This window comes from Halolamina pelagica (assembly GCF_900115675.1).
GTDB classification, from domain to species: Archaea; Halobacteriota; Halobacteria; order Halobacteriales; family Haloferacaceae; genus Halolamina; species Halolamina pelagica.
Genome location: NZ_FOXI01000017.1, coordinates 1 through 23802, shown reverse-complemented (window position 1 = coordinate 23802; position 23802 = coordinate 1). Strand labels below are relative to the sequence as shown.

General features: G+C 69.3%; 28 protein-coding genes, 1 tRNA gene and 1 rRNA gene. 12 read left to right on the top strand and 18 right to left on the bottom strand.

Annotation, left to right across the window (positions count from 1 at the left end; translation table 11 throughout):
* The first annotated feature begins 35 nt into the window (after positions 1 to 35).
* The gene (locus tag BMZ83_RS14330; RefSeq protein ID WP_074880115.1) at positions 36 to 1373 is read left to right on the top strand and encodes a class-III pyridoxal-phosphate-dependent aminotransferase; all 1338 of its coding nucleotides are present in this window, start codon (positions 36 to 38) and stop codon (positions 1371 to 1373) included.
* Between the two features lie 166 nt (positions 1374 to 1539).
* Here the strand turns inward: BMZ83_RS14330 and BMZ83_RS14325 are convergent, their stop codons facing one another.
* Positions 1540 to 1860, bottom strand: coding sequence for a hypothetical protein (locus tag BMZ83_RS14325; protein ID WP_074880112.1), 321 nt, complete (start codon positions 1858 to 1860; stop codon positions 1540 to 1542).
* A gap of 95 nt (positions 1861 to 1955) precedes the next feature.
* On the opposite strand from BMZ83_RS14325, the gene BMZ83_RS14320 reads away from it, so the two are divergent.
* The gene (locus BMZ83_RS14320; protein WP_074880108.1) at positions 1956 to 2906 is read left to right on the top strand and encodes an HhH-GPD family protein; all 951 of its coding nucleotides are present in this window, start codon (positions 1956 to 1958) and stop codon (positions 2904 to 2906) included.
* Positions 2907 to 2931: 25 nt separating this feature from the next.
* On the opposite strand, the gene BMZ83_RS14315 is transcribed toward BMZ83_RS14320, so the two are convergent.
* Genes BMZ83_RS14315 through BMZ83_RS14305 form a run of 3 tightly spaced genes read right to left on the bottom strand, consistent with a single transcriptional unit; the run spans position 2932 to position 5607 of the window.
* On the bottom strand, positions 2932 to 3483 hold the full coding sequence (locus BMZ83_RS14315) for a hypothetical protein (protein WP_074880105.1): 552 nt from the start codon (positions 3481 to 3483) through the stop codon (positions 2932 to 2934).
* Positions 3480 to 4661 carry a redox-regulated ATPase YchF gene (locus tag BMZ83_RS14310; RefSeq protein ID WP_074880100.1) on the bottom strand — a complete coding sequence of 394 codons (1182 nt, stop codon included), beginning with the start codon at positions 4659 to 4661 and terminating at the stop codon, positions 3480 to 3482. The genes BMZ83_RS14315 and BMZ83_RS14310 overlap by 4 nt, the downstream gene beginning before the upstream one ends.
* A gap of 58 nt (positions 4662 to 4719) precedes the next feature.
* On the bottom strand, positions 4720 to 5607 hold the full coding sequence (locus BMZ83_RS14305; protein WP_074880097.1) for a polymer-forming cytoskeletal protein: 888 nt from the start codon (positions 5605 to 5607) through the stop codon (positions 4720 to 4722).
* 162 nt (positions 5608 to 5769) lie between these two features.
* Between BMZ83_RS14305 and BMZ83_RS14300 the strand changes: the two genes are divergently transcribed.
* Complete coding sequence (locus tag BMZ83_RS14300) at positions 5770 to 5973, top strand: DUF5800 family protein (protein ID WP_074880094.1); 204 nt, start codon at positions 5770 to 5772, stop codon at positions 5971 to 5973.
* Positions 5974 to 5986: 13 nt separating this feature from the next.
* Here the strand turns inward: BMZ83_RS14300 and BMZ83_RS14295 are convergent, their stop codons facing one another.
* Together BMZ83_RS14295 and BMZ83_RS14290 are read right to left on the bottom strand one after the other, a co-directional pair.
* Entirely contained in the window at positions 5987 to 6232 is a 246-nt protein-coding gene (locus BMZ83_RS14295) for a hypothetical protein (protein WP_074880091.1), read from the bottom strand.
* Positions 6233 to 6357: 125 nt separating this feature from the next.
* Positions 6358 to 7098, bottom strand: coding sequence for a ribonuclease H-like domain-containing protein (locus tag BMZ83_RS14290; RefSeq protein ID WP_074880189.1), 741 nt, complete (start codon positions 7096 to 7098; stop codon positions 6358 to 6360).
* A 199-nt stretch (positions 7099 to 7297) separates the two neighbouring features.
* Here BMZ83_RS14290 and BMZ83_RS14285 point away from each other — a divergent pair, with 199 nt between their 5' ends.
* Positions 7298 to 7786 carry a type II toxin-antitoxin system death-on-curing family toxin gene (locus BMZ83_RS14285; protein ID WP_074880088.1) on the top strand — a complete coding sequence of 163 codons (489 nt, stop codon included), beginning with the start codon at positions 7298 to 7300 and terminating at the stop codon, positions 7784 to 7786.
* Positions 7787 to 7810: 24 nt separating this feature from the next.
* Complete coding sequence (locus BMZ83_RS16970; protein WP_166623299.1) at positions 7811 to 7951, top strand: hypothetical protein; 141 nt, start codon at positions 7811 to 7813, stop codon at positions 7949 to 7951.
* A gap of 111 nt (positions 7952 to 8062) precedes the next feature.
* Here the strand turns inward: BMZ83_RS16970 and BMZ83_RS14280 are convergent, their stop codons facing one another.
* Entirely contained in the window at positions 8063 to 9013 is a 951-nt protein-coding gene (locus tag BMZ83_RS14280) for an NAD-dependent epimerase/dehydratase family protein (protein WP_074880085.1), read from the bottom strand.
* A gap of 179 nt (positions 9014 to 9192) precedes the next feature.
* Here BMZ83_RS14280 and BMZ83_RS14275 point away from each other — a divergent pair, with 179 nt between their 5' ends.
* Positions 9193 to 9726 (top strand): Rrf2 family transcriptional regulator, encoded by a 534-nt coding sequence (locus BMZ83_RS14275; RefSeq protein ID WP_074880082.1) that lies wholly within the window; start codon positions 9193 to 9195, stop codon positions 9724 to 9726.
* A 19-nt stretch (positions 9727 to 9745) separates the two neighbouring features.
* On the opposite strand, the gene BMZ83_RS14270 is transcribed toward BMZ83_RS14275, so the two are convergent.
* Positions 9746 to 10507, bottom strand: coding sequence for an MBL fold metallo-hydrolase (locus BMZ83_RS14270; protein ID WP_074880079.1), 762 nt, complete (start codon positions 10505 to 10507; stop codon positions 9746 to 9748).
* 58 nt (positions 10508 to 10565) lie between these two features.
* On the bottom strand, positions 10566 to 12374 hold the full coding sequence (gene ligA, locus BMZ83_RS14265) for an ATP-dependent DNA ligase LigA (RefSeq protein ID WP_079990211.1): 1809 nt from the start codon (positions 12372 to 12374) through the stop codon (positions 10566 to 10568).
* A 104-nt stretch (positions 12375 to 12478) separates the two neighbouring features.
* Between ligA and BMZ83_RS14260 the strand changes: the two genes are divergently transcribed.
* Positions 12479 to 14014 carry a hypothetical protein gene (locus tag BMZ83_RS14260; RefSeq protein WP_074880078.1) on the top strand — a complete coding sequence of 512 codons (1536 nt, stop codon included), beginning with the start codon at positions 12479 to 12481 and terminating at the stop codon, positions 14012 to 14014.
* 81 nt (positions 14015 to 14095) lie between these two features.
* Here the strand turns inward: BMZ83_RS14260 and psmB are convergent, their stop codons facing one another.
* Positions 14096 to 14821: an archaeal proteasome endopeptidase complex subunit beta gene (gene psmB / locus BMZ83_RS14255; RefSeq protein ID WP_074880075.1), complete on the bottom strand. Its 726-nt coding sequence runs from the start codon at positions 14819 to 14821 to the stop codon at positions 14096 to 14098.
* A gap of 115 nt (positions 14822 to 14936) precedes the next feature.
* Positions 14937 to 15104 (bottom strand): hypothetical protein, encoded by a 168-nt coding sequence (locus tag BMZ83_RS16965; RefSeq protein ID WP_166623300.1) that lies wholly within the window; start codon positions 15102 to 15104, stop codon positions 14937 to 14939.
* A gap of 335 nt (positions 15105 to 15439) precedes the next feature.
* Here BMZ83_RS16965 and BMZ83_RS14245 point away from each other — a divergent pair, with 335 nt between their 5' ends.
* Positions 15440 to 15880 (top strand): DUF5799 family protein, encoded by a 441-nt coding sequence (locus tag BMZ83_RS14245; protein WP_074880070.1) that lies wholly within the window; start codon positions 15440 to 15442, stop codon positions 15878 to 15880.
* A gap of 20 nt (positions 15881 to 15900) precedes the next feature.
* Here the strand turns inward: BMZ83_RS14245 and BMZ83_RS14240 are convergent, their stop codons facing one another.
* Positions 15901 to 16113 (bottom strand): hypothetical protein, encoded by a 213-nt coding sequence (locus BMZ83_RS14240; RefSeq protein WP_074880067.1) that lies wholly within the window; start codon positions 16111 to 16113, stop codon positions 15901 to 15903.
* A 92-nt stretch (positions 16114 to 16205) separates the two neighbouring features.
* Here BMZ83_RS14240 and BMZ83_RS14235 point away from each other — a divergent pair, with 92 nt between their 5' ends.
* Complete coding sequence (locus BMZ83_RS14235) at positions 16206 to 16490, top strand: DUF5779 family protein (RefSeq protein WP_074880064.1); 285 nt, start codon at positions 16206 to 16208, stop codon at positions 16488 to 16490.
* A 48-nt stretch (positions 16491 to 16538) separates the two neighbouring features.
* On the top strand, positions 16539 to 17018 hold the full coding sequence (locus BMZ83_RS14230) for an SRPBCC family protein (protein WP_074880060.1): 480 nt from the start codon (positions 16539 to 16541) through the stop codon (positions 17016 to 17018).
* On the opposite strand, the gene BMZ83_RS14225 is transcribed toward BMZ83_RS14230, so the two are convergent.
* Both BMZ83_RS14225 and BMZ83_RS14220 read right to left on the bottom strand, forming a co-directional pair.
* On the bottom strand, positions 17019 to 17534 hold the full coding sequence (locus tag BMZ83_RS14225; RefSeq protein WP_206674364.1) for a carotenoid biosynthesis protein: 516 nt from the start codon (positions 17532 to 17534) through the stop codon (positions 17019 to 17021).
* Positions 17527 to 18450 carry a DMT family transporter gene (locus BMZ83_RS14220; protein WP_394327207.1) on the bottom strand — a complete coding sequence of 308 codons (924 nt, stop codon included), beginning with the start codon at positions 18448 to 18450 and terminating at the stop codon, positions 17527 to 17529. The genes BMZ83_RS14225 and BMZ83_RS14220 overlap by 8 nt, the downstream gene beginning before the upstream one ends.
* A 137-nt stretch (positions 18451 to 18587) precedes the next feature.
* Between BMZ83_RS14220 and BMZ83_RS14215 the strand changes: the two genes are divergently transcribed.
* Positions 18588 to 18661 (top strand) — tRNA-Tyr (locus BMZ83_RS14215).
* Between the two features lie 193 nt (positions 18662 to 18854).
* On the opposite strand, the gene BMZ83_RS14210 is transcribed toward BMZ83_RS14215, so the two are convergent.
* The 4 genes from BMZ83_RS14210 to BMZ83_RS14195 all read right to left on the bottom strand — a co-directional run bounded on the left by BMZ83_RS14210 (position 18855) and on the right by BMZ83_RS14195 (position 22896).
* Positions 18855 to 19616: a hypothetical protein gene (locus BMZ83_RS14210; RefSeq protein WP_074880056.1), complete on the bottom strand. Its 762-nt coding sequence runs from the start codon at positions 19614 to 19616 to the stop codon at positions 18855 to 18857.
* A 69-nt stretch (positions 19617 to 19685) separates the two neighbouring features.
* Positions 19686 to 21590 carry a DEAD/DEAH box helicase gene (locus tag BMZ83_RS14205; RefSeq protein ID WP_074880053.1) on the bottom strand — a complete coding sequence of 635 codons (1905 nt, stop codon included), beginning with the start codon at positions 21588 to 21590 and terminating at the stop codon, positions 19686 to 19688.
* A gap of 49 nt (positions 21591 to 21639) precedes the next feature.
* Positions 21640 to 22251: a hypothetical protein gene (locus BMZ83_RS14200; protein ID WP_245748704.1), complete on the bottom strand. Its 612-nt coding sequence runs from the start codon at positions 22249 to 22251 to the stop codon at positions 21640 to 21642.
* Positions 22252 to 22335: 84 nt separating this feature from the next.
* A complete protein-coding gene (locus BMZ83_RS14195) occupies positions 22336 to 22896 on the bottom strand; it encodes a TATA-box-binding protein (RefSeq protein ID WP_049981576.1) in 561 nt (186 codons plus the stop codon).
* Positions 22897 to 23346: 450 nt separating this feature from the next.
* On the opposite strand from BMZ83_RS14195, the gene BMZ83_RS14190 reads away from it, so the two are divergent.
* Positions 23347 to 23802 (top strand): 16S ribosomal RNA (locus tag BMZ83_RS14190); the annotation flags it as partial.

Sequence of the window (23802 nt, the reverse complement as noted above, 5' to 3'; positions counted from 1 at the left end):
GTCAGCTTAACAATAGCCGCCTCGCTCCGGTACGCATGGACCGGGATACCGTCGAGCCGGAGGTCACCGACCTCCCCGGCGACCGAGCGCAGGAGTGGGTCGACTACCACCACGAGTTCTCCGCACCCAGCACCTACGTCTACGAGTTCGTCTGGGACCACACCGCGCCCGCCGAGGGGCCGTTCTGTACCGACGTGGACGGCAACGTGCTGATGGACTTCACCAGCCACGTCGCCGCGGCGCCGCTGGGCTACAACAACCCGAAGCTGATGGAGCCGCTCTCGGAGTTCGACCTCGTTGATCCGCTGAAGATCGCGGGGCAGGACTTCTACGCCGCGGACGGGAAGGCGCCGGGCGAGGGGCTCCCGGGAGCCGCGGGGCTGATGGACCGCATCACCGACATCTCGTCGTCGTTCGACATGGACACGGTGTTCCTCTCGAACTCCGGCGCCGAGGCCGTCGAGAACGCGATGAAGGTCTCCTACGACCACAACCCGCTCGGGAAGTACGCCCTCACCTTCGACGGCGCCTTCCACGGGCGGACGCTGGGCGCGCTCTCGCTCAACCGCTCCAAGGAGGTGTACCGCCGACGCTTCCCCGAGATCGCGAGCGTCCACGACTTCCCGTTCTGTAGCTGCGGGGGCGCCCCCGAGGACTGCCAGTGTGGCTACTTCACCGGCGACACGACCGCGCTGCGGTCGAAACTCGACCCCAAGACGGGCCACGTCAACCCCGAGGAGGTCGCGTTCCTGATCATGGAGCCGATCCAGGGGGAGGGCGGCTACCGCTTCCCCAGCGAGGCGTTCGCCCGGGACGTGGCCGAGGTCACCGAGGAGTACGACATCACCCTGATCGCCGACGAGATCCAGTCCGGGCTGGGCCGCACCGGCGAGTGGTGGGCCTCCGAGCACTACCCGTTCGATCCGGACGTGATCACCTCCGCGAAGGGACTGCGCGTCGGTGCGACGGTCTCCGACACGGAGGTCTTCCCCGAGGAGACGGGCCGGCTCTCCTCGACGTGGGGCGCCGGCGACGTCGTCGCCGCCGCACAGGGGGCGTTCACCATCGACGCGATCGAGGAGTACGACCTGCTCGAGAACGCGACCCGGCGCGGCCGGCAGTTCCAGGAGCTCATGCACGACGCCGACCTCGACGGCGTCACCAGCGTGCGGGGCAAGGGCCTGATGCTCGGCCTCGACTTCGAGTCGAAGGACCTGCGTGACGACGTGGTCGACGCCGCGTTCGCCCGCGGGCTGCTGCTGCTCGCCTGCGGGAAGAAGACGATCCGCGTGCTGCCGCCGATGGACGTGACCGAGCGCGAGATCGAACTCGGCGCCGAGCTGTTCATCGACGCCATCGAGGCCGAGAACTGAGCGTCGTCGCGTACGCTGCCGTTGCTGCTGTCGCGGTCTGCAGACGGAGTTCTAGTTACCCTCCGGGAGCGAAGCGAGCGGGTCAAGGAGGCCCCGAAGGGGCCGACGCAGGCTTTTGGTCGAGCTTTTGCAAGGGCCCTCCGGGGGCCCGCAGCGAAAGCTCGAGTTACATCTGATAGCGCCGCTCGTCGTCGCGATCCGGGTACTGGTCGGCGCCGGTCATCTCCTCGTAGGTCGCGCCAGCGAGGTACTCGTCGTAGGTCACGTCGTAGCCGCTGCGCAGGTGGAAGTCGAGGTCGCCGCTCTGGACCGCCTGCTGGAACAGCGCGTGGACGCCGCGGCGGAGGAGTTCCCCGGTGTCGGTCCCCATCGCCGCCGACAGCATCGCGAGTTCGTTCCGCGTCTCGGGATCGAGGTCGACGGTCGTCTCCTCGCCCAACGCGGCGTAGTTCGCGGTCACGTTCTCGTCGAGGTCGTCGAGGCTCATACCCGTAGGTTCGTCGGCAGGCGAATACGGCTTGTGGCTCCGACCCGCACGCCGCGACCGCGCCGTTTTAGCGACGCCGGGCCCCAGCCCCGACCATGACCGACGCCGCCGACGCCGGCGACGACGCGGCCGCCGACGCGCCCCCACTCCCGCCGGACCTCGACCTCGACGCCATCCGCGAGGCGCTGATCGCGTGGTACGAGGCCGACCACCGGCCGTTCCCGTGGCGCGAGACCGACGACGCCTACGAGATCCACGTCAGCGAGGTGATGAGCCAGCAGACCCAACTCGACCGCGTCGTCTCGGCGTGGGAGGCGTTCCGGGATCGCTGGCCGACCGTCGACGCCCTCGCGGCCGCGGACCGCAGCGAGGTGGTGGCGTTCTGGACCGACCACTCGCTGGGCTACAACAACCGCGCGAAGTACCTCCACGAGGCCGCCAACCAGGTCGTCGACGAGTACGGCGGCGAGTACCCCGAATCGCCCGCCGAACTGGCGGAGCTGATGGGCGTCGGTCCCTACACCGCCAACGCGGTCGCGTCGTTCGCGTTCAACAACGGCAACGCCGTCGTCGACACGAACGTGGAGCGAGTCACCTACCGCGCGTTCGATACCCCGGACGACGATTCGGCGTTCGAGCAGGCAGCACGGCGGCTGATGCCCGAGGGGGAATCCCGGGTCTGGAACAACGCCATCATGGAGTTGGGTGGGGTGGCCTGCACGAAATCGCCCAACTGCGACGAGGCGGGGTGCCCGTGGCGCGAGTGGTGTGACGCCTATCAGACCGGCGACTTCACCGCCCCCGACGTGACCGAACAGCCGAGCTTCGAGGGGAGCCGGCGACAGTTCCGCGGCCGGATCGTCCGCGCGCTGAGCGACGGCGACGCCGTCGCCGTCGACGACCTCGGGCACCGGATCCGGGTGGACTACGCGCCCGACGGCGAACACGGCCGGGAGTGGCTCGACGGGCTACTCGACGATCTGGCCGATGACGGGCTGGTCGAGACCGAGGAGGCGGACGGCGAGCGCGTCGCGCGGCTGCGGTAGCAGGCGTTCCCCGGCGAGGCGGCCCTCACTCCTCGCTCCCGTCCGCCGGCGGCTGTTCCACCAGCCCCCGCGCCGCGAACAGCTCCTTCCCGCGCTCGTAGGCGCCGAAGCCGTACAGCCGCGAGGGGGTGAGCACGTAGCGCTGCTTCACGCCCCCCTCCGAGCGGTGCCGGACCACGAAGCGCGGCCGGGTCAGAAGCGGGAGCCCGTACTCCGGTTCGACGCTCTCGACGGTGTCGAACGGGATCACCACTTCCTTCTCCGGGTTCGCGCCGCGGAGCCGCGACCACACCACCCACGCGAGCAGCAGGCCGGCGGCGGCGCCCGAGAGCCACGCCGGGAGCGTCCGGATCGCGAGCGCGGCGCCGACGACGACGGCGACCAGAGAGAGCCCGACGCCCGCCCGGCGGACCGGCGGGATCTCGTCGTCGGTCAGCGCCTCGGAGAGCGTCCCGAGCGGTCCCCGCTCGCCCGACACGATGCGGAGGCGGTCCTCGGCGACGATGCAGCGGCCGTCGTGGGTGCGGAACTCGCCGACCGTCGCGTCCTCGGTCGACGCACTCTGTCGGTCGGTCATGATGCGGTGGAGACGATCTTGATCACGTCGCCCTCTTCGAGTTCGTGGTCCTCGCCGATCCGGCGGCCCGCGCGGGCGTCGACGGCGTGGAGGTACCCCTCGCCGATGTCGGAGTGGACGGCGTAGGCGAGGTCCTTCGGCGTCGATCCACGCGGGAGCAGGAACGCGTCGGGGAGGACGTTCCCCGTCCCGTCGGTCCACTTCGACTCGTTCTGGACGGGGTAGGCGGTGATGCGGTCGAGCAGGCCGTAGACGGCCTCGTTCAGGGCCTGTTGAACGCCCGTGCCGCCGTGGTCGGCCATCGTCCCCCGGATCGTTTCGAGCCCCCGCTGTTGGCTCTCGCTCAGGTCGCCCAGGATCTCGAAGTCGGCGTCGCCGGGGTCGTAGTCGACGACGCCCGCCTCGGCCCCGTTTCTGAGCGCGAGTTCGCCGTCGGCGGTGCAGGGGACGACCGGTTTGTCGGTCTGCCGCAGCGCCTCGACGTTCTCCTCGGGGGCGATGTCGACCTTGTTGGCGACGAGGACGATCGGCTTCGTGCGGGCGCGCAGGTCCCGGGCGAGCGTCTCGCGGTGGTCGTCGGTCCAGTCCCGGGGATTGTCGGGGTACGCCATCCCGCGGAGCGTGGCGGTCACGTCGTACTCGTCGGCGCCGAAGCCGGTGAGGAGGTCGTGCAGCGCCTCGTCGATGTCGAAGTCGGGCGAGCGGGACTTCCGTTCGACGCTCTCCCAGTTGCGGTCGACGATGCCCGCCAGCCAGCGGTCCATCTCTTCCTCGATGAACGTGGCCTCCTCCGTGGGGTCGTAGGTCCCGACCTCGACCGGTTCGCCCTCCTCGTCGGTCGCGCCGGCGGCGTCGACGACGTTGAGGATCACGTCGGCGTCGGTCAGCGCGTCGAGGAACTGGTTGCCCAGCCCCCGCCCCTCGTGGGCGCCGGGGACGAGGCCCGCCACGTCCAGCAGTTCGATCGGGACGTAGCGCTTCCCGTCGCGGCAGTTGTCGCTGTCGCAGCGCTCGTCGCGGTCGAGACAGGGACACTCGGTACGGACGTGGCTGACGCCGCGGTTCGGGTCGATCGTGGTGAACGGGTAGTTCCCCACGTCGACCTCCGCCATCGTGGCGGCCTTGAAGAACGTGGACTTGCCGGCGTTCGGCTTGCCGGCGAGCGCGACCGAGAGCATTCGTTGGGCGTGGATTCAGCGGACGGTGGGAACTGCCTTTCGGTCGAACCGCTCGGCGTCAGAAGTCGGGGGTCCGCTCCTGGGGGTTCTCCCCGGGTTCCGGCCCGTCGTCGGACTGCACCAACTGGATCTCGCCGTCGGCGCGCATCGTCCCCTCGACGTTCGCGCGCTCGTGGACCCGCAGGTCGACGCAGGACACGTCCCCGCGGACGCTGGCGCCGGCGTCGATGGTGACGGCGCCGTCGCGGGTGGTCACGTCGCCGTGGATCACGCTGCCGGCGTGGAGGTGCACGTCGCCGCGGGCGCGGACGCTGCCGAACAGCTCCGATCGCTCCTCGACCGTGACCTCGGTCGCGCGGACGTTGCCGTGGAGCCGGCACTCCGAACCGATGCTCGCGGGCGTGGAGACCCGCCAGGCGTCGTCCGAAACCGACGACCCCCGCGGGATCACCAGCGGCTGCTGCTCGGCCTCGCCGCCGTCGGCCAGCGCGTACGCCAGGTCGTCGGCGGCCTCCTCCTCGCCCAGCCGGAGGAGCTGGGAGAGCACGATGAAGTAGAACACCAGCGTCGGCATCGGGTTCCGGATGGTGATCCAGCCGTTGGCCTCGAACCCCTCCTCGATCTCCACGTCGTCGCCGATGTCCAGGTCGCCCGAGACCATCAGCTGGCCGCCGATGTGGGCGCGCTCGCCGAGGTAGGCGTCCTCGCCGACGAGCACGTCGCCGTCCACGTCGGTCCACATGTCCAGCCGACAGTCGTTCTCGGCCTCGATGTGGCCACCGAAGCTGCTCCGTTCGCCGGCCGCGACCGAGCGGCCGCGGACTCCGAACTCGACGGTCGACTGCCCACCGACCAGCACGTCGCTGTCGGTCACCAGGTCGTGTTCCTCGACCACGGTGCCGCTGGGGATGGTCAGTTCGTCGAGCGGGTCCTGGCGGAGCGACATACACGCGGTCAGTGGGTCCCTACGCGTAAAAGGCTCCGTCAGACATTAGTCGAGAATCGGATAGGTATCTCGTTGAACCGGCGAGAGCGCGGGTGCGACCGGTGGTTCCGCCGTCGGAGTCGGAAGCGTGGGGTTAACCCCGACGGATCCGTAGGCCGCCGCATGACCGCACTGTCGTTCGACGAGGAGGGCGTCGACGTCGTCTACGAGGGGACGGAGTTCCGACTGGAGAAGGCGCTGATCGAGGAGGCGACCGAGAAGTCCTACCCGGACGTGACCGATCACGAGGTACTGAAGCTGGTCGAGGAGGACCCGGCCATCTCGGGTGAGCCCCGCCGGATCGGCGACATCGTCCGGACGATCTGACGCCGCGGGTCGGTCAGCTCAGGCCGTACTCGTCGTGTTCCTCTTCGAGTTCGCCGGCCTTCGCGACGAGGTGGCCCATCAGGTCGCGGGCGCTCTCCTCGACGGTCTCGAGGTCGTCGTCGGAGCAGCCCGTGACCGTGACTGCGAGGTCCTCCAGCACCAGGTCAACGCGCGGTACGGTCTCGTCGTCGCCGGGGTCGCTCGGGGCTCGTCGTCGGGGGTCGTCGTCGGTGCTCCGGTCGTCGCCGTCGTCTCCCATACCCAGGGGGCTCTGTCGGATCGTACAAAAGTCCGTGGGAGGGTGGCACGTGTCCGGGCCACGACCACGGCGGGGACGCCGTGGCCGTGACGGCGCGTCACGGCGGCTCGCGAGCCGTTGTCCCTTCAGCCGTCGACGAACGTCCGGCGATCCAGTCGCCGGGTCGCCTCGTCGGCCAGCGCCCGCAGGTTGACGGCGTCCTCGCGGTTGTAGGAGATCAGCGTCTCCAGCGAGCCGTCCTCGCCGCGCTCGTGCTCCTTCCAGAGGCGCACGGCGTCCCGTCCGGAGATGTCCGGGCGGTCGCGCTCGATGCCGATCTCCCGTTCGATCGGCTTGAGCCCGCCCGAGAGGTCGAGCTTCTTGCAGGTGTACATCAGGTCGAGGTGGGGGGTGTCCACGTCCAGCCCCAGCGAGGTCTCGAGGAACGGCACGTCGAAGCGCTTCCCGTTGAACGTCACCAGCAGGTCGGCGGCGTCGAACTCCGCGCGAACGTTCTCGGCGGTCAGGTCGTCGCCCTGGACGAGCGTCGTCGTCTCGCCGTCGCAGTGGAACGAGACCGTCGTCACCTCGTTCCGGTCGTGATCGAGGCCGGTGGTCTCGATGTCGAAGAAGCAGGCCGACTCCCGGAAGTTCTCGTAGAGGCGCCAGCGCTCGCCGCTCGGGAACGCTTGGTCGAAGAAGGCGGCGTCGCCGGCGTCGAGGCGGGGGCGGGCCTCGTCGATGAAGGACTCGACGCGCTCGCCGGTCTTCCGGCCGACGGCGCCCGGGTGGAAGTCGTCCCAGTGGGTGATGTCGTCCTGCCAGAGGCGACGCTCGGTCGCCTCGCCGACGCCGCGGACGGGGATGAAGGAGTTCTCGATACCGATGTTCGTACGTTGTTTAGACATGGTGAGTTGGGAAGATTGGGGGGTTGGAGAGGCTCCGTGGATCGTTCATCGACGGCTATGTCAAACGCGGAGAAAAGCCTGCGGGTTGTCCGGGTCGGTGAGGACTGCCTGAACGCTCCGCCATGGCCGGGCGTCAACGACAACAGTTTCCTCCCCCCAACTGTTCATCCTGAACTGAATGGTCGACTCGCTGTGGTACCCCTCGGTCGGGGATGTCGTCGACATCCACGAGGACATCGTCTCGGAGTACCCCGAGACCGATGGAGGGGTTCGAAACCGGGGAGACATCGAGTTCGCCCTCGGCTACGTCGAGAGCGGGAGCTTCGGTGAAGCGCCGGATGGAATACACGAGAAGGCGTTCCACCTGCTCCGACTGCTCGTCGCCAATCACCCGTTCGTCGACGCGAACAAGCGAACGGCGCTGAACACGACGAGCGTCTTCTACTTCCTCAACGGCTACCGGTTTACTTACGACCACGAAATCCGCACGTTCCTCAAGCAGTTCGCCGTCGACGAGGCGGCTGTCGACGAGTCGGCGGCCATCGAGTACCTCCAGTCACACACTGAACAACTGGACCTCGCCGCCGAGATCGAGAACTGGCGTGAGGATCTCGTTCAGTTCGGCGTCGACGAACTCACGGGCAGCCGGGACGACCCGAACGATTAACCGCGTACGTGTGATACATCGCCTATGGCGACGGAAGAAGGAGTCGAGCCGGAGTCCCCCTTGGACGAGGTGATGGCGGACATCAGACAGGAGCTCGTCCGCCGGGTCGCGGCCGCCGACCGCGACGAGAACCGCGACGTCTACGACGCGCTCGAAGACGAGTAGCCACTGCCCCGGCAGTTCGACGGGCTGAGGATGAAGGCGTTCTCGACGCGCATGCTCGGAGTGGGGCGGTTCCCGGTGATAAAGTCGGCGCTCCCCGCGACGGGGCAGTGACTACTCCCGCAGCCGTTCCCGCTCCTGCTCGTTCTCGGTCTCCCTGTACGCCTCACACACCATGCTCACGCCCTCCTCGAAGCTGATCTCGGGCTCCCAGCCCGTGGCCCCCTTGAACTTCGAGGCGTCCGCGTGGGTGTGGTAGACGTAGTTGTCGAGGGGGACCGGCTCGTAGACGGGATCGACGTCGGTGCCCAGTTCCTCGTTGATCATGTCGACCATCTCGTTGAACGTGTAGGGGTCGCCGACGCCGAGGTTGTAGACGCCGTCGAGTTCGTTCTCGGCGGCGAGTTCGAGGCCGCGGACGATGTCGTCGACGTGGGTGAAATCGCGCGTCTGGGTGCCGTCGCCCCAGAGCACCGGCGACTCGCCGTCGGCGATGGCGTCGGCGAACTGCGAGATGGTGTTGGCGTACTCGCCCTTGTGTCCCTCGTTGCCGCCGTAGCCCTGGTAGACGGAGAAGAAGCGCATGCCGGCGAGCGTCAGGTCGTGGAAGTCCGAGTAGTACTCCGCGTAGCGCTCCCGGCCCATCATCGACGCGTCGTACCCCGTCGACGCCTCCACGGGCATCTCCTCGGTGCAGGGCTCCTGCTGGCTGCCGTAGATCGAGGAGGTCGAGGCGTAGACGAACGTCTCACAGCCGTCGTCCATCGCCTGCTCGACGACGTTGACGAACCCCTCGATGTTGACCCGGGCGCCCTGCCGGGGGTTCTCCTCCAGCATCTGGCGGGAGGAGAGCGCCGCGAGGTGGAACACGGCGTCAACGTCGGTCGGCAGGTCGTCGTCCAGTACGTCCGCCTCCACGAACCGGACCTCGTCGTCGAGGTTCTCGGGGGTGCCGAGGTAGCAGTTGTCCAGCGCGATCACCTCGTTGTCGGTCGCGAGGTGGTTCGAGAGGTTCGACCCGATGAACCCCGCGCCGCCGGTGACCAGCACGCGCTTGCCGTTCATGTCGGTGGATCCTTCCGGCGGCGGCAAAGGCCTGTCGTTCGGCGATACCCACGCGTGTCCGGGCTTGGCCGAAGTTTTGAACGAATACGGCAGTTTTCTGCCGTCTCCTTCGAAACTCTTTCCAAGCTCTCCGGAATCGGCCCCAGATTTATGTACTCCCATGGGCAATCAAGCAACAAATGTCTTCGATCGAGCTAACAGCCAGCCAGCGCACGATTCTCAGGGCGCTCGTCAACCTCCACGGGGAGGAGGAGTCCGCGGTGAAAGGCGAGGCGATCGCCGATGAGGTGGGCCGCAACCCCGGCACGATCCGGAACCAGATGCAGAGCCTGAAGGCGCTCCAGCTGGTCGAGGGCGTCCCGGGCCCGAAGGGCGGCTACAAGCCGACGACCAACGCCTTCGACGCCCTCGACGTCCAGCGGATGGACGACCCGGCGTCGGTGCCGCTGAGCCACGAGGGCGAGCCGGCGGACGGGGTCAACGTCGAGGAGATCCGACTCACCAGCGTCCACAACCCCGACCTCTGCCGGGCGGAGCTCCACCTCCGCGGGTCGGTCAAGGCGTTCCACGAGGGCGATCAGGTGCGAGCAGGCCCGACGCCCCTCTCGGCGCTGGTCGTCGAGGGCACCGTCGACGGCAAGGACGCGACCGCGAACGTGCTGGTCCTCGAGATCGAGTCGATGGAGGCGCCGGCCGGCGGGACCGCGCACTGAGACGCCGCCCGGCTTCCGACTACCCCTCCTGCTCGTCCAGTACGACCGGTACGCCGCGCTTGGCCACGTCTCGCGCGAACTCGCCCGAGTCCGCCTGTAGGATCTCGATCGTGTTGTAGTGGACCGGCAGCACGAGGTCCGGGTCCATCCGTTCGGCCAGCTCGGCGGACTCGTCGGCGCTGCTGACGACGGTGCCGGCGATGTTCGCGAGGAACAGCGACACCGACAGCTCCGCGAACGCGTCGAGCGCGTCGCTGTCGCCCGGCCAGAACACCGACGTGCCCCCGAGGGCGAGGCGGTAGCCGACGCCGAACCCTTTCGGGTGGCCGTTGCGCGGGCCGTCCGGCTCGTTGTACGCCGGCATCGACCAGACGTCCGCACCCCCGTCGACGCCGTCGACGGCGAGGTGGTCCTCCTCGCCGATACGGACGACCTCGCCCGGCAACTCGGAGACGGGGTCCACGTCGCGGTCGATCCCCGCCGGATCGACGGCCTCGTAGACGACCACCGTCGTCCCGTCGTTCGCGACGCGCCGGATCCCCTCCGAGTCGTAGTGGTGGTCGTGGGTGACACAGACCAGATCGGCGTCCCCGGGCCGGTACTCGGTCGAACGCGGGTGGGCGGCTTCCTTCGGGTTGCCGCCGCCGATCGGCGTCCACTCGCCCGTCAGCACGCCGTAGCGTCCCGGGTCGAGGTAGGCGACGAAGCCGCCCTCGGTCTCGATACGCGTGGTCGCGTAGCCGAACCACGTCACCTGCAGGCCGTCGTGGCGAACAGTCATGCGCGGGGGTCGGGACGGGCCGGCCTTAGGCGTACTCCTCGGGGGCCGCGCTGCCGGTTCAGTTCTCGGCGGCGCTGTCGGGCGCTTCGCCGTGGTCAGCACCATCAGCAGCCGCGTCGTCGGCGTCCGCGTCAGCACCGTCGTCGACGCCACCGTTCGCCAGCCGTTCCACGCGCTCGACGGTGTCGGCGTCCTCGGGATCCTTGTCCTGGCGTACCTCCACGAAGCGCGGGAACCGCAGCGCGTACCCGGCGCCGTAGGTCGGCGACGCCTGGATCTCCTCGTACCCGACCTCGAACACCACCTCGGGCCGGAACTCGACGGTCTGGCCGTCCTCGCTGACCACGTGGGGTTCGAGTAGGTCGGTGAGTTCGGCGAGTCGCTCGTCGGTGATCCCGGTCGCGACCTTCCCGACCGTCTCGTAGCCGTCGTCGCCGCCGACCGCGAGGAGGAACGTGCCGAACTCGTTGGCGCGACGCCCCTCGCCCCACTCGGCACCCGTAACCACGCAGTCCAGCGTCTCCACGTCGGGCTTGCGCTTGAGCCAGTCCTGGCCGCGGTCGCCGGGAGTGTACGCGGAGTCGGGGCGCTTGAGCATGATGCCCTCGTGGCCCGCCGAGAGCGCTTCCTGCTCGAACGCCTCGATCGCCTCGGCGGCGTCGCTGTACAGCACCTCGCTGGCGGCCTCGGGCAGGAGGTCGGCCAGGTGGCCGTGGCGCTCGCGGAACGGCTCGTCGAGCAGGTCGGTCCCGGCCGTCCCGTCGCGGCCGTCGAGCAGGCAGTCGAACGCGTGGAGCTCGAGTTCGACCTCCTCGCGCATCCGGTCCACGTCGTGTTTCCGGCGGAAGCGCCGCAGCACCTCCTGGAACGGCAGGGGCCCGCCGTCGTCGTCGACGGCGACGACCTCGCCGTCGAGGATCGCCGGCGCGTCGAGGCGCTCCTCGGCGAACTCCCGGATCTCCGGGAGGGCGTCGGTCACTTCCGACGTGTTCCGGGAGTAGAGCCGGACCGTCGGGTCGTCGGGCGCGGGCTCGCGATCGGCGTCCGGCGGCGCGATCCCGTCGGGGTGGTGGTGGAGCTGCACGCGCGCCCCGTCGAACTTGATCTCCGCGGCGACCTCGTCCCACGACTCCAGCGCGCCGGTGACGGTGCCTGCCTGGGCCAGCATCGACTGGACGGGCCGGCCGACGGTGAGACTCGTCTCCCGGAGCCCGTCCTCGCCCTCGTCGCGGGCGATCCGGGCGACGCGGCCGTAGTCGTTGCTCACCTGGAGCGCGTCGGCGACGAGCGCCGGATCGACGTCGAACGCCTCCGCGATCGCGTCGCGGACGGTGCCCTCGCCGACGCCGAGTCGCATCTCGCCCAGCACCAGCCGGACGAGGTAGCGCGCCTCCGCGTCGCTGACGCGGGAGAACAGGCCGAACAGCGTCGCGAGCTTGGTGTCCTCGCTGCCGTCGCCCTCGGTGGCGGCGACCGCCCGGAGTTCGTCGTCGACCTCGGCGAGGGTCGGGTCGTCGCGTCCAGCGTCCCCGCCCGCGGCGAACGCGCCCAGCCCCTGCTGGCCCCCGAGGTCGAGGTTCGCGGCGACGGTACCGATCTCGCCCTCGTCGGCGAGTCGCTCCTCCACGTCGTCGGCGGTGACGTTCGTCCCCGCCGCCTTCGCCAGCGCTTCGTAACAGAGCGCGGGCCCCACGTCGAGCGTGCGGGCGTCCCAGCCCGGGAACACACGGCCCTGGAGGAAGCGAGCGACCGTGCCGATGTCGTCGCCGGCGTCACGGAGCAGGTCCGCGACCAGCGCGACGGTCTCGAGGTCGGCGGGCTCTGCCTCCAGTTCGGCGGCGCGGTCGGCGAAGGCGGCGAACTGCATCTGGCCGGGGTAGGGAGAACGGCCCAAAAAGGCCGCCGATGCCGCGCGGCCGGTGCCCCCGACGGCCCCCGAGTACTTCCCGCTCCGCGTACACAACCTCGAGCATGGAGGAGACGCTCGCCGACCGTGTCAGGGAGGTGCTGTCGGTCGACGCCGACGCGTTCGCCCAGCAGGCCGCACAGGACGCCGAAGTCGTCAAGTCGCTGCTGCGGGAGGGCGCGTTCGACAACCACCGCTCGGTCGTCGGACTGGAGTACGAGTTCTACGCCGCCGCCGACGGCCGGTGGGCCGAGGAGGAGGCGACCGACTGCACGCTGATGCGGGTGCCCCGGCGGCTGTTCGACCTGATCGACTTCGAGAAGGAGCTGGGGCTGCACAACGCCGAGATGACCACCAGCCCCCAGCCGTTCAACGGCTACGGGATGGCCGCCCAGGCCGCGGAGGTCCGCTCGCACCTCCAGAACGCCCGCGACTTGACGAAGGCCGAGGGGATGCGGCTGGTGAGCGACGGGATCTGGACGATCCCGCCGGCCGGCGAGACCGCCCGCGAGTACCTCACCGACAGCGTGGTCGACGACGGCGTCCGGGTCGCCGTGAACATGAGCGACGCCGTGCGCTACCACGCGATGTCCAACAGCGGCGCGATCGATCCGCCGATGGCCGTCGACGCGCCCCACGTCGACCTCGAGGCCGACACGGTGATGCCCGAGAGCCTGATCACGTCGATCCAGCCCCACTACCAGATGAGCCGCGCGGCCGACCTGCCGCGGCACCACACCTACGCGCTCCGTATCGCCGGCCCGCTGCTCGCCCTGGGGGTCAACGCCCCGTTCTTCCCCCCGGATCTCTACGCCGACGGCGTCGACGCCGAGACGATCCTCGCCGATTCGTACATGGAGAACCGCATCGCGGTGTTCGAGTCGGTGCTCAACGCCGGCGACGCCGAGAAAGTGACCTTCCCCGAGGACGTCGAGACCGTCGAGCAGACGGTCGACCGCATCGCGGGCGACGACGTGGTGGTGCCGATACCGGTCGAGGAGGACGGCGACCGCTTCGACGACCAGTTCCCGACGTTCCGAGCCAAACACGGTACCTACTGGCGGTGGGTCCGGCCGGTCTTCGGCGGCGCGACGCGCTCCGGGGCCAACGCCCGCATCGAGTTCCGGCCGCTGCCGGGCCAGCCGACCGTCTCCGATACGGTGGCCTTCCTCGCGGCCTTTGCGGGGCTGATGGAACAGCTCCCGCGCCAGGGCCACCCCCTCGACGAGCTCGACTGGGCCGACGCCGAGTCGAACTTCTACGCGGCGATGCGGGAGGGGCTGGACGCCGACCTGCGCTGGATCACCACCGACGGCGAGCCTACCGGCGACCTCGACGAGATCTACGATGACCTGCTCGCGAACGCGAGTGCGGGGCTGCAGGCCGCGGGCTGTTCGGAAGCGGCGGCCGAGGAGTACCTCGCCCCCCTCCGGTATCGCGTCGACGACCGCGTCACCCCGGCGTCGTGGAAGGTCGACCGCGTCCGCTCACGCGTGGCCGACGGGGAGTCATTCGACGACGCGGTGACCGCGACCAAACGCGAGTACGTCCACAATCAGAGCGAGACGCTGTTGCAGGGGACGTTCGCGAACTGGGACTGACGCGAGCCGGCGTCGACGCCGTCGACGGCGCGAGCGCTATCTGGGAGTGAAAACGGGGAACGACGGCGTCCGCCGCGGCGTCTACAGGAGGGACTCGATGTCCTTCTCTTTCGTCACGTCGACGCCCTCGTCGGTGACGACGGCGATGTTGATCCCGTTGCCGGAGGCGGTGTCGCGCTCCATCGCGCTCTTGATACACTTCGTGGCGACGTCCTTCGCGGCCTCGACGCCCATGTCGTCTTCGTACTGCTGTTCCAGGACGCCGAGGGCGAACTGCGAGCCGGAGCCGGAGACGGCGTAGTCCTCCTCGGTCGTGCCGCCGAGGGCGTCGATGGCGTAGACGTGCGAGCCCTTGTCGTCGACGCCGCCCAGGATGGGCGAGACGATGTAGAACGCGCCCGAGCGCAGGAGGTTGCCCGTCAGCGTGGAGAGCGCCTGCATCGACATCTGCTTGCTGCGGCGGACCTCGAACAGGTTCGACTCGGCTTTCAGCGTCTCGATCAGCGACTGGGCGGCGGAGACCGAGCCCGCGATGGTGAGCGCGCCGGTCGGGTGGATCTGTTCCACCTTCTGGACGTCCTTGCTGGAGACCATGTTGCCCATGCTGGCGCGCATGTCCGTGGCCAGCACGACGGCGTCGCCGGCGTCGATGCCGACGGTCGTGGTCCCGGTCTTCATCCCGTCGTCGGTCGCCGCCTGGGCCCGGCGGTCGTCGGCGTGGGGGAAGTCGCCGATTTCGGGGCCGAAGACGTCGGACTGGTCGCCGCTCAGCGGGTCGAGCCCTGACTGATCAGCAGGTGTTCGCATTGACGAACGCTAGTCGGGGAACGCTGATAAAGCCACCCCTTCGGGGAGAACGGGCCGGCTTCGAAACCCGGGTAGCGCGGCTGGGCGGTGGTGTGTGTTCGGAAAACTGGACGCGTTACTCCGTCGTCTCGTAGGCCGCCTTCGCGCCGTCGACGGCCCGACCCAGCGGGAGCGGGACGCCCAGCCGGCGGGTGAACATCGCCACCGGGAGCAGCGCGATCCCGAGCAGGACCGTGATCTGGTAGAGTGCGAACAGCGCGGCGCGGCGGATAGTTCGGCTCATCTCCGTGGTGGTCCCCATCCCGTCTCGGTATAAGTACTTGTCGGGAGCGGCGCCCAGTTCACCCCGGCGCAGTCGTGCGTTTCTACCACAGTTGTGCTGGGACAAAGCTGAGTGGTGGAACCGATAAAGACGGCCGATAACGTGCGGGACTAACCGAATCCATCGCTGTAAGTTATGGGTAGGCGCTAGCGGGGGTGCGCGTCCGGCGTCGACGGCTCACGACCCCCGTGTCCCGGTGACGAGACGACGCCGTCGACGTCGGCCACGACCGCTAGCGCGTCAACCCCGGCGCCGCTGGGGAAACCCTGAAACGCACGGTCGGCGTAGGGCCCAGCATGAGCGAGTCAGACTGGACCGACGCCATCGTCGGCGAGCGGATGGCGGTCGATCAGCAGTTCGCCGCGGAGGTGCGTGACTCCCCGTTCACCAACCAGGAGTGGGGGTTGATCATGACCGCGGCGGAGTTCGACATCGTCGACGCCGACGATCCGGAGAACGCCCGCATCGTCCCGGACACCTCGAAGGTCGCGGGCATCATGCCCGAGGTCGAGAAGATGGAGGGGGCGATGGGCGGCGCCCCCGGCGGGGCCGGGGGCGACGACGACGGCGGAATGTTCTCGTCGGTCAAGGAGAGCCTCGGCCTCGGCGGCGGCGACGGCGGCAGTGACCGAACCGAGGACGCCGAGGAGCTGTTGGAGCGCTACGCGGAGATGCTGCAGGCGCATCTGGCCGAGAAGGGTCGCTGGGAACAGGTCCGCATCGCGTACCAGGAGTAGGGGCGCTCCCGACTCCGGAGTTAGCTGTTGGCGATCTCGGCGTCGTCGAGCGGGAAGTCGACGTCGACCTCCTCCCGACTCTCCTCGACCATCGTCAGCTCGAGCGTCTGTCCGCAATCCGGACAGGGGACGACCACGTCGATGCGGAAGGATTCGTCCGAGCCGTACATGTCCGTGATCGCGGCGTCGCTTCGGGTCAGATACTCGCCGTCGAGATCGTGGTTACAAGCCATACCGGATCTTGTGCGGCCACTGGCTTCAGTACACCGGCCGAGCCCCGCCACGGCCCGACTCCTTTTTTAGCCTCTCGCGATCAACCGTGGCCATGAGCGATTTCGGCCTCGACCTCACCCGTGCGGAGGAAGAACTCGACGACGACGCCGCGGGCGAGGTGGTTCTGGGGGTGTTAGACGGCTCGACCGACGCCGCGGAGTGGATCGATGCCGTCCGGTCCGGCGACGTGCTCGTCCTCGCCGTCGAGGGCGACCTGAACCGGCTGGCGGCCGGGTTCGCCCGGGAGATCCGTGAGCGCGGCGGCTCACTCACCCACTTCCGGGGCTTTCTCGTCGTGACACCCGAGGGCGTCGATATCGACACCGACAGGCTGTGAGCGCGGGCGCGCCGAAGCGTTATCCCTGCCCGGATCCATCCCCGACGTATGCCGACGTACACCCGGCGCACCCGCGTCGACGCGCCGCTGTCGGAGGTCTGGGCGTTCCACTCGCGAGTCGACGGGCTGGAGGCGCTCACGCCCGGGTTCATGAACCTCGAGGTGGAGGAGATTCGCGGGCCGGACGGCGAACCGGATCCGGACGTGCTGCTGCCCGGCAGCGAGATCGACATGGCGATGCGTCCCTTCGGCGTCGGCCCGCGCCAGCGCTGGACCTCCGTGATCACCGACCGGGAGGAGGGTGACGGCGTCGCGTGGTTCCGCGACGAGATGCGCGACGGCCCGTTCCCGCGCTGGCGACACACCCACCGGTTCCGCGCCCACGGCGACGAGACCGTCGTCGAGGACCGGCTCGTCTACCAGCTCCCGCTCGGCGGGCTGGGGAAGGTGCTGGGGCCGCTGGGCGTCGTCGGCTTCGAGCCGATGTTCCGCTACCGCCACCGGCAGACGAAGCAGCTTCTGGAGTAGTCAGACCGCCGCCGGCAGCAGCGCCGTCACGAACACCACGACGAGCCAGCCGGCGGCGTTCCACCACGGGACGCCACACAGGCGCGGTCCGGGGATCACGTCCGCGTACGCCCACGCGCCTGCGGCGACCGCGCGTGGCTCGATCACGGCATCCACGAGCGTCGCCAACACCGCCGCCGTTCCCGCGACCGCGAGCGGACCGTCGACGACCAGCGACGCGGCTCGGACGGCGAGGTAGACCACCGCGGGCCAGGCGAGTAGGATCGAGACGGGCACCCCGACGATCTGTGGCCGGAGGGAGTGGGTGAACAGCCCGGCCCGGATCGCGGGCGCCTCGAGGGCGAACGCGACGACGGCGCCGCCGACGAACAGCGCCGCGGTCTCCGCGAGCGGCCACGTCAGGAGTGCGTGCGCGAGCGTGAGAAGGAACAGTCCGAGTTGGCCGGCGACGTACCGCCGCGCCGTGGCGGCGTCGATTGGGTGGTCGGCGACGGCGCCGCTATCCAGGTCAGTCACGGTCCCGGGCAGCCGCGGTGATGTAGATGCCGAGCAGTACGACGGCGCCGCCGACGATCGTCGTCGGCGTCGGGATCTCGCCCGGGAGCAGCAGCAGCGCGAGCACGGTACTCCCCACGGGTTCGCCCAGCAGGCTGACCGAGACGACGCCGGACTCGACGTGGGCCAGCGCCCAGTTGATGACCGTGTGGCCGAAGATCCCCGGGCCGAGCGCCATCCCGAGGAAGAGCAGCCACTCCCGGCGCGGGTAGTCGACGAGCGGGGCGTTCTGGGCGACCGCGATCGCGAGCAGGACGGCCGCACAGGCGACGTACACCACGACGACGTAGGGGACGAGCGAGACCCGCTGGCGGAGCGACCGCCCGGCGAGGACGTACGCCGCGGCGCAGACGGCGCCGACGAGCGCGAGCGCGTTGCCCAGCATCCCCGTGCCGGCGAGGGCCTCGGCGTCGCCGAGGCCCAGCAGCGCCAGCGCGGGGTCGCCCAGCGACATCGCGGCGGCGCCGAACAGCGCGACGAAGATGCCGGCGAGCATCCGCCGGGTCAGGCGTTCGTCGAGCAGCGCCCACGCGCCGACGGCGACGAACAGCGGCTGGGTCTGGACCAGCGTGACGCTGGCGGCGACGGAGGTGTGGTTCAGGCTCTCGAACCACGCGGCGAAGTGGAGCGCGAGCGCGACGCCGGTGAGGCCGGCGATCCCCAGGTCCTGGGGCTTCATCTGCCGGAACTCGCCGCGGTAGCGACCGAGCGCCCACGGGAGCAGGAGCGCGGTGGTGAACACCACGCGGTAGAACGCCTTGACGACGCTGGGGGCGCTCGACCAGCGGATCAGGATCGCGCTGGTGCTGACCGCGAGGACGGCGACGGCGAGGCCGGCCATCGGCGGCACGCGCTCCTCGATTGCGGCGAGTGACACGGGGAACGCTCCCCACTCCGCGTGTTTACCGGTTTCGAAGCCGGGGATCCGAGGGGCGTGCCGGCGGGCGATACCGACCCACGTGGCGGAGCCAAGAGACAATCCTTAAGTCCGAACCAGCTTCTACGTACGAGTGCCCGCCCTTAGCTCAGACTGGTAGAGCAGCCGACTGTAGATCGGCTTGCCCCCCGTTCAAATCGGGGAGGGCGGACTGACTTCGACATCCGTGAGCGACAGCGAACGGTATCGAACGTGAGGGACAACCGACCCGTTTGAGCAGGTCAGTCGCAGCCCCGGAACGGCGCGAAGCGCCGCATGCCCGGAACGTCTGACCGCGTTCAATATCGGGGAGGGCGGACTCGTTTTCCCGCCGATTCGGAGTCGAGTACCCCTCAGCACTGCGACTACGACTCCGGACCGGCCCACGGGTCGTCGGCGTCCGTCGGTTCCAGCGCGCGCTCGATGTCGGCCTCGTCGAACTCCGTCGACGACAGCACCATCGCGAGTCGCTGCCAGCGGGCGCTCAGGTCGCTCTCCCCCTCGGGCCCGACGCGGGCGCCGTGGGTCTTGAAGAACTCCGTCCCGCGGCCGCGGCGCGAGCCCTCGCCCGTGTGGCCGTCGAAGACGGCGTCGAAGCGACCCTCGGGTTCGAGATCGCCGACCGGGAAATCGTGGCTCGGCTCCTCCCCGCGCTCTCGGGCCTCGGCCCGGTGGTCCGCGACGGCGCCGAAGTACTCGTCGGCGTTGGCGGCCTCGCGGGACGACTGCGCGCGGGCACACGCGAGCGCCGCGTGCACGGCACAGAGGCGGCCGCGCCACTCGTCGGCCTCCCAGCGCTCGGTCGCCAGTTCCTCGTAGCGCGCGACCTGGGTCGCGACGTCCTGGCCGGCCCGGAGGTCCTCGACGACGTAGAGGTTCAGCCGCTCCCAGAGGTTCCAGCCGAACCCCGAGCGCGCGAGCTCCCAGGCCGCCCACGCCGCGACCTCCTCGTCGGACCGCCGCACCGCCTTCTGGAGCAGGCTGGAGACGACGTACCGGCTGAACCCGCCGTCGGTCTCGTCCGGGTCCTTCTCCTCGCCGAAGTCGTCCTCCCCCGCGGCCTCCGGGGGTCGGTCCGTCTCCAGCGAGCCGTCGGTTCCGAACGTCGCCTGTCGCTCGTCGTCCATGGGTCCGTCGCCGGCGGCCGGCGCCTAAACGCTCCCGATACGCCGGGTCGCCGGCCGCACGTCGGGCGACTACTCCGGCGTCGCGTCGTCGTCAGTCAGTTCCCCCTCGCCGCCGCTCGCTTCTTCCGCCTCGTCGATCGCTTCTCCCTCGTTCCCGCTCGCCTCCTCGGCGTCGCCCACGACGGTCTCGTGGACGCGGACCCCCTTCTCCGCGAGGTGGCGCATCTGCTTGCGGGCGAACTCCTCCTCTCTGGTGCCGTGGGTCGCGAGCACGACCACCTCCGCGCGCCCGACCGGGCGCATCGTGCGTCCCGCGCGCTGGGCGCCCTGCCGGCGGGAGCCGCCGAGGCCGGAGGCGACGACGGCGAGTTCGGCGTTCGGGAGGTCGATCCCCTCGTCGCCGACGCGGGAGACAACCAGCGCCTCGCGCTCGCCCGTGCGGAACGACTCGAACAGCTTCTCGCGCCGGTGGTGGGGGGTCTCCCCCGAGACGAACGCCGCGTCGAGTTCCTCGGCGATCGCCTCACCCTGGTCGAGGTAGTCGACGAACACCAGCGCCTTGCCGTCGTGGTCGGCCAGCAGCTTCCGGGTCTCCTCGATCTTCCGGGGGTTGGAGCCGGCGAGGACGTGGCGCTCGCGGCCGTGGGCGCTTCCCCACTCGTTCTCGGCCAGCTCGTCGTCCCACGGGAGGTAGCGGAGTTCGACCTCGGGTTCGGCGACGAAGCCGGCGTCGAACAGCGCCGACCAGTCGGTCCCGAGCGGCGGGCCGATCAGGGTGTAGATGTCGGTCTCGTCGTCGCTCTCGCGGACCGGGGTCGCCGTCAGGCCCAGACGGTGTTTGCTCTGGAGCGCGGCGGACTGGCGGAACACGGGTGCGGGGACGTGGTGCGCTTCGTCGAAGACTATCAGGCCCCACTCGCGCTCGTCGAACAGCTTCCGGTGGCGGTCCATCCCGGCGATCTGGTAGGTGGCGATGGTGATCGGCCGGAGCTGTTTGGTGCCGCCGTGGTACTCGCCGACCTGGTCGGCGTCGACGGTGGTGTGGCGCTCGATCTCCTGGCGCCACTGGCCGGCGAGTTCACGGGAGGGGACGAGGATCAGCGTCTCGCCGCCGACCTCGGCGAGCGCACCGAGTGCGGCGACGGTCTTGCCGGACCCGGGCGGACCGACGAGGACGCCGGCCTGCTTCTCGAGGAAGCTGTCGACCCAGGACTGCTGGTACTCCCGGAGCTCCGTGGTGAGGTCGGCGTCGATGGGGTCGCCGCGCTCGAGGTCCCGGTCGTCGACGACGGGGTAGCCCGCCTCGTAGAGCGCGCGCTTGATGCCGGCGATGGCGTCCTCGTTGACCCACGCCTCCGTGTCGGAGATGGGCGCACGGACCGCGTCCTCGTCGAGCTTCTCCATCGCGACGTTGCCGAGGAGGTCGTCGGTCGCCGCCGAGAGCACGACGTAGCCGTCCTCGTGGGTGTAGAGGCGGAAGCGGTTGGCGCGTTTCCACTGGCTCTCGACCCACTCCTCCAGTCCCTCGTAGCGCCGGGGGAAGATGCCCCGCATCGTGAGGATCAGGTCCGCGACGCCGTCGAAGGGCGCGGACCACACGTCCTCGGGGCGGATGCGGTAGAGGTACCCCCGCGTGCCGGGCTCGGTGCCGGTGGTGTCGACGAGGTGGGCGAACTGCGAGAGGCGGGCCTGGGTGTACTGGGTGGGTCGGTCGACGACGATCTCCCGGCGTTCAGGGAAGACGACCACGCGCTCGCGCGAGGCGAGCTCGCCCCACTCGGTCGGGTACCAGACCACGGGGTCGCTCTCCACGTCGACGCGTTCGAGCAGCCCCTGATCCGCGAGCCGGGAGAGCGCCTCGTCGGCGTCGGCCTGAGACTCCTCGAGTCGCCGGGCGAACTCGTCGGCCGTGAGCAGCGGCCGTCCCTCCGCCTCGACGGCGTCGTAGAACTCAGAGAGCGAGAGATCCGTCATTACGCGTGGTTGGCGGTCGGCGGGAATACGGCTTGTGACTGCGCGCGCGTCAGCGCGAGCAGCGCGCGCGGTCGAGTTCGCCCTTCGAGCGGAAGCGACCGTGACAGTCGACACAGCGCAGGTGGCCGTCGCCGGGCTCGGTGACCAGGTGGTGGCCGCGGACGTAGAACGGGCGGGGAACGTCGCGCGGGCGGATGTGCTCGGGCACGTGCTCGTCGGAGCGCTCCGAGAGCGTGCTGCGGAGGCGGATCGTCTCGATGTCGGTCCGGTCCCAGCGGTCGGAGGCCTCGGCGGCGCCGATGTCGTGGATCTCCGTCCAGGCGGTGACGACGACCGGGGAGGCGGTCTCGGTGTCACAGACGACGACGACGAACCGGACGCCGTCCTCGACGCGGGCGAACCGCCAGCCGTCGCTGGTGTTCCAGCGGAGTTGGCCCTCGCGGATGGCGGCGTCGATGCCGTCGAGGGTGACGTAGCGCCCACCCTGAGCGAGTCGCTCGCGGACGTGGTCAGTCAGCGAGTACTGACCCGGGTTCCGGATGGGCGGATCCTCGGGTCGCCGCCGGGCCGCCTCGGGGGTCGTCGCCTGGTCGGCCGTGCGGTGCTGCGTGTCTGGGCCCGGGGCGCCCCGGCCGTCCGGGCCGTGGTCACGGGATGCCACTATCGGCGCGTTTGCGCCCGAGGGTTATGCCTCTTGTGCCGGTGCCACGGCGAAAAACGGGTCGGAAGAAGCGTGCTCGACGGTTCAGCTGAGGAGGCCGAGCCCCTCGATCCGCTCGACGATCTGCTCGACGGCCTCCTGGGCGTCCTCGGTGCGTTTCCCCCCCGTGATGACGATCTTCCCGGAGCCGAACAGGAGGATCACCACGTCGGGCTCGTCCATGCGGTAGACGAGCCCCGGGAACTGCTCGGGCTCGTACTCCACGTCCTCGAGCCCGAGGCCGATCGCGAGCGCGTTGAGGTTGAGGTTGTGCCCCAGGTCCGCGCTCGAGACGATGTTCTGGACGGTGATCTCGGGGTCGTCCTCGACCGGGATGGTGAGGTCTCGGAGCTTCTCGAAGATGATGCCCAGCGCCTCGTGGACGTCGTCGATGCTCTTCGCGCCCGTGCAGACGATCTTCCCCGACCGGAAGATCAGTGCGGCCGCCTTCGGACTCTGGGTCCGGTAGACGAGACCGGGAAAGTTGTCCGGGTTGAAGTCGGCACCGGGGAGGTCTTCGGCCAACGCTTCGAGGTCGAGCTCCTGCCCGATGCCCGTCGATGCCACCACGTTCTGGATCTCGATTGAGTCTGCCGGCGAACTCATCGTTCAGCCTTTAATGCTCACCCAGTCCTTATAAAGAGTTCCCTTATATACTGTTTCCGCGGCGTCGAGCTGTCGAAGCGTCGACAGTGTGAACGAAAACCGCACGACAACGCGACTCAGTACGGTATCGAAACATCAGGGTTAAGTAGTACACACCCATCAAATGGAATGCGAAGAACGCGCCGCGGCCCGGGGCGACTCGGGACGGTGCGTGGGCCCGGATCGCTTCCGATGGGTTTATGCCCGGTCGGGCGAAACATTCGGGTCCGAAGAAAGATGAGGACGCCGCCCCCGTGGTCCGCCACAGGACGGCTTCTGATGCGAGCCTTGGTAGTTCGGTGTCCCCCGGTTCGGCCGGCGGGCAGCGAACGGTAACCGATACGCAAGACCAGATGGTAACGATCACGTACTGTGATCCGACCCGCCACCCACGTGCAGATGCACGTACACATTCCGGTTGATCCTGCCGGAGGTCATTGCTATCGGGGTCCGATTTAGCCATGCTAGTCGCGCGGGTTAGACCCGCGGCGTATAGCTCAGTAACACGTGGCCAAACTACCCTACAGACGAGAACAACCTCGGGAAACTGAGGCTAACACTCGATACGCGTTGACCGTTTGAACACGTCGACGCTCAAACGCTCCGGCGCTGTAGGATGTGGCTGCGGCCGATTAGGTAGGCGGTGGGGTAACGGCCCACCGTGCCGATAATCGGTACGGGTTGTGAGAGCAAGAGCCCGGAGACGGAATCTGAGACAAGATTCCGGGCCCTACGGGGCGCAGCAGGCGCGAAACCTTTACACTGCACGCCAGTGCGATAAGGGGACCCCGAGTGAAAGGGCATATCGCCCTTTCTTTTCTGAACCGTAGGGAGGTTCAGGAACAAGAGCTGGGCAAGACCGGTGCC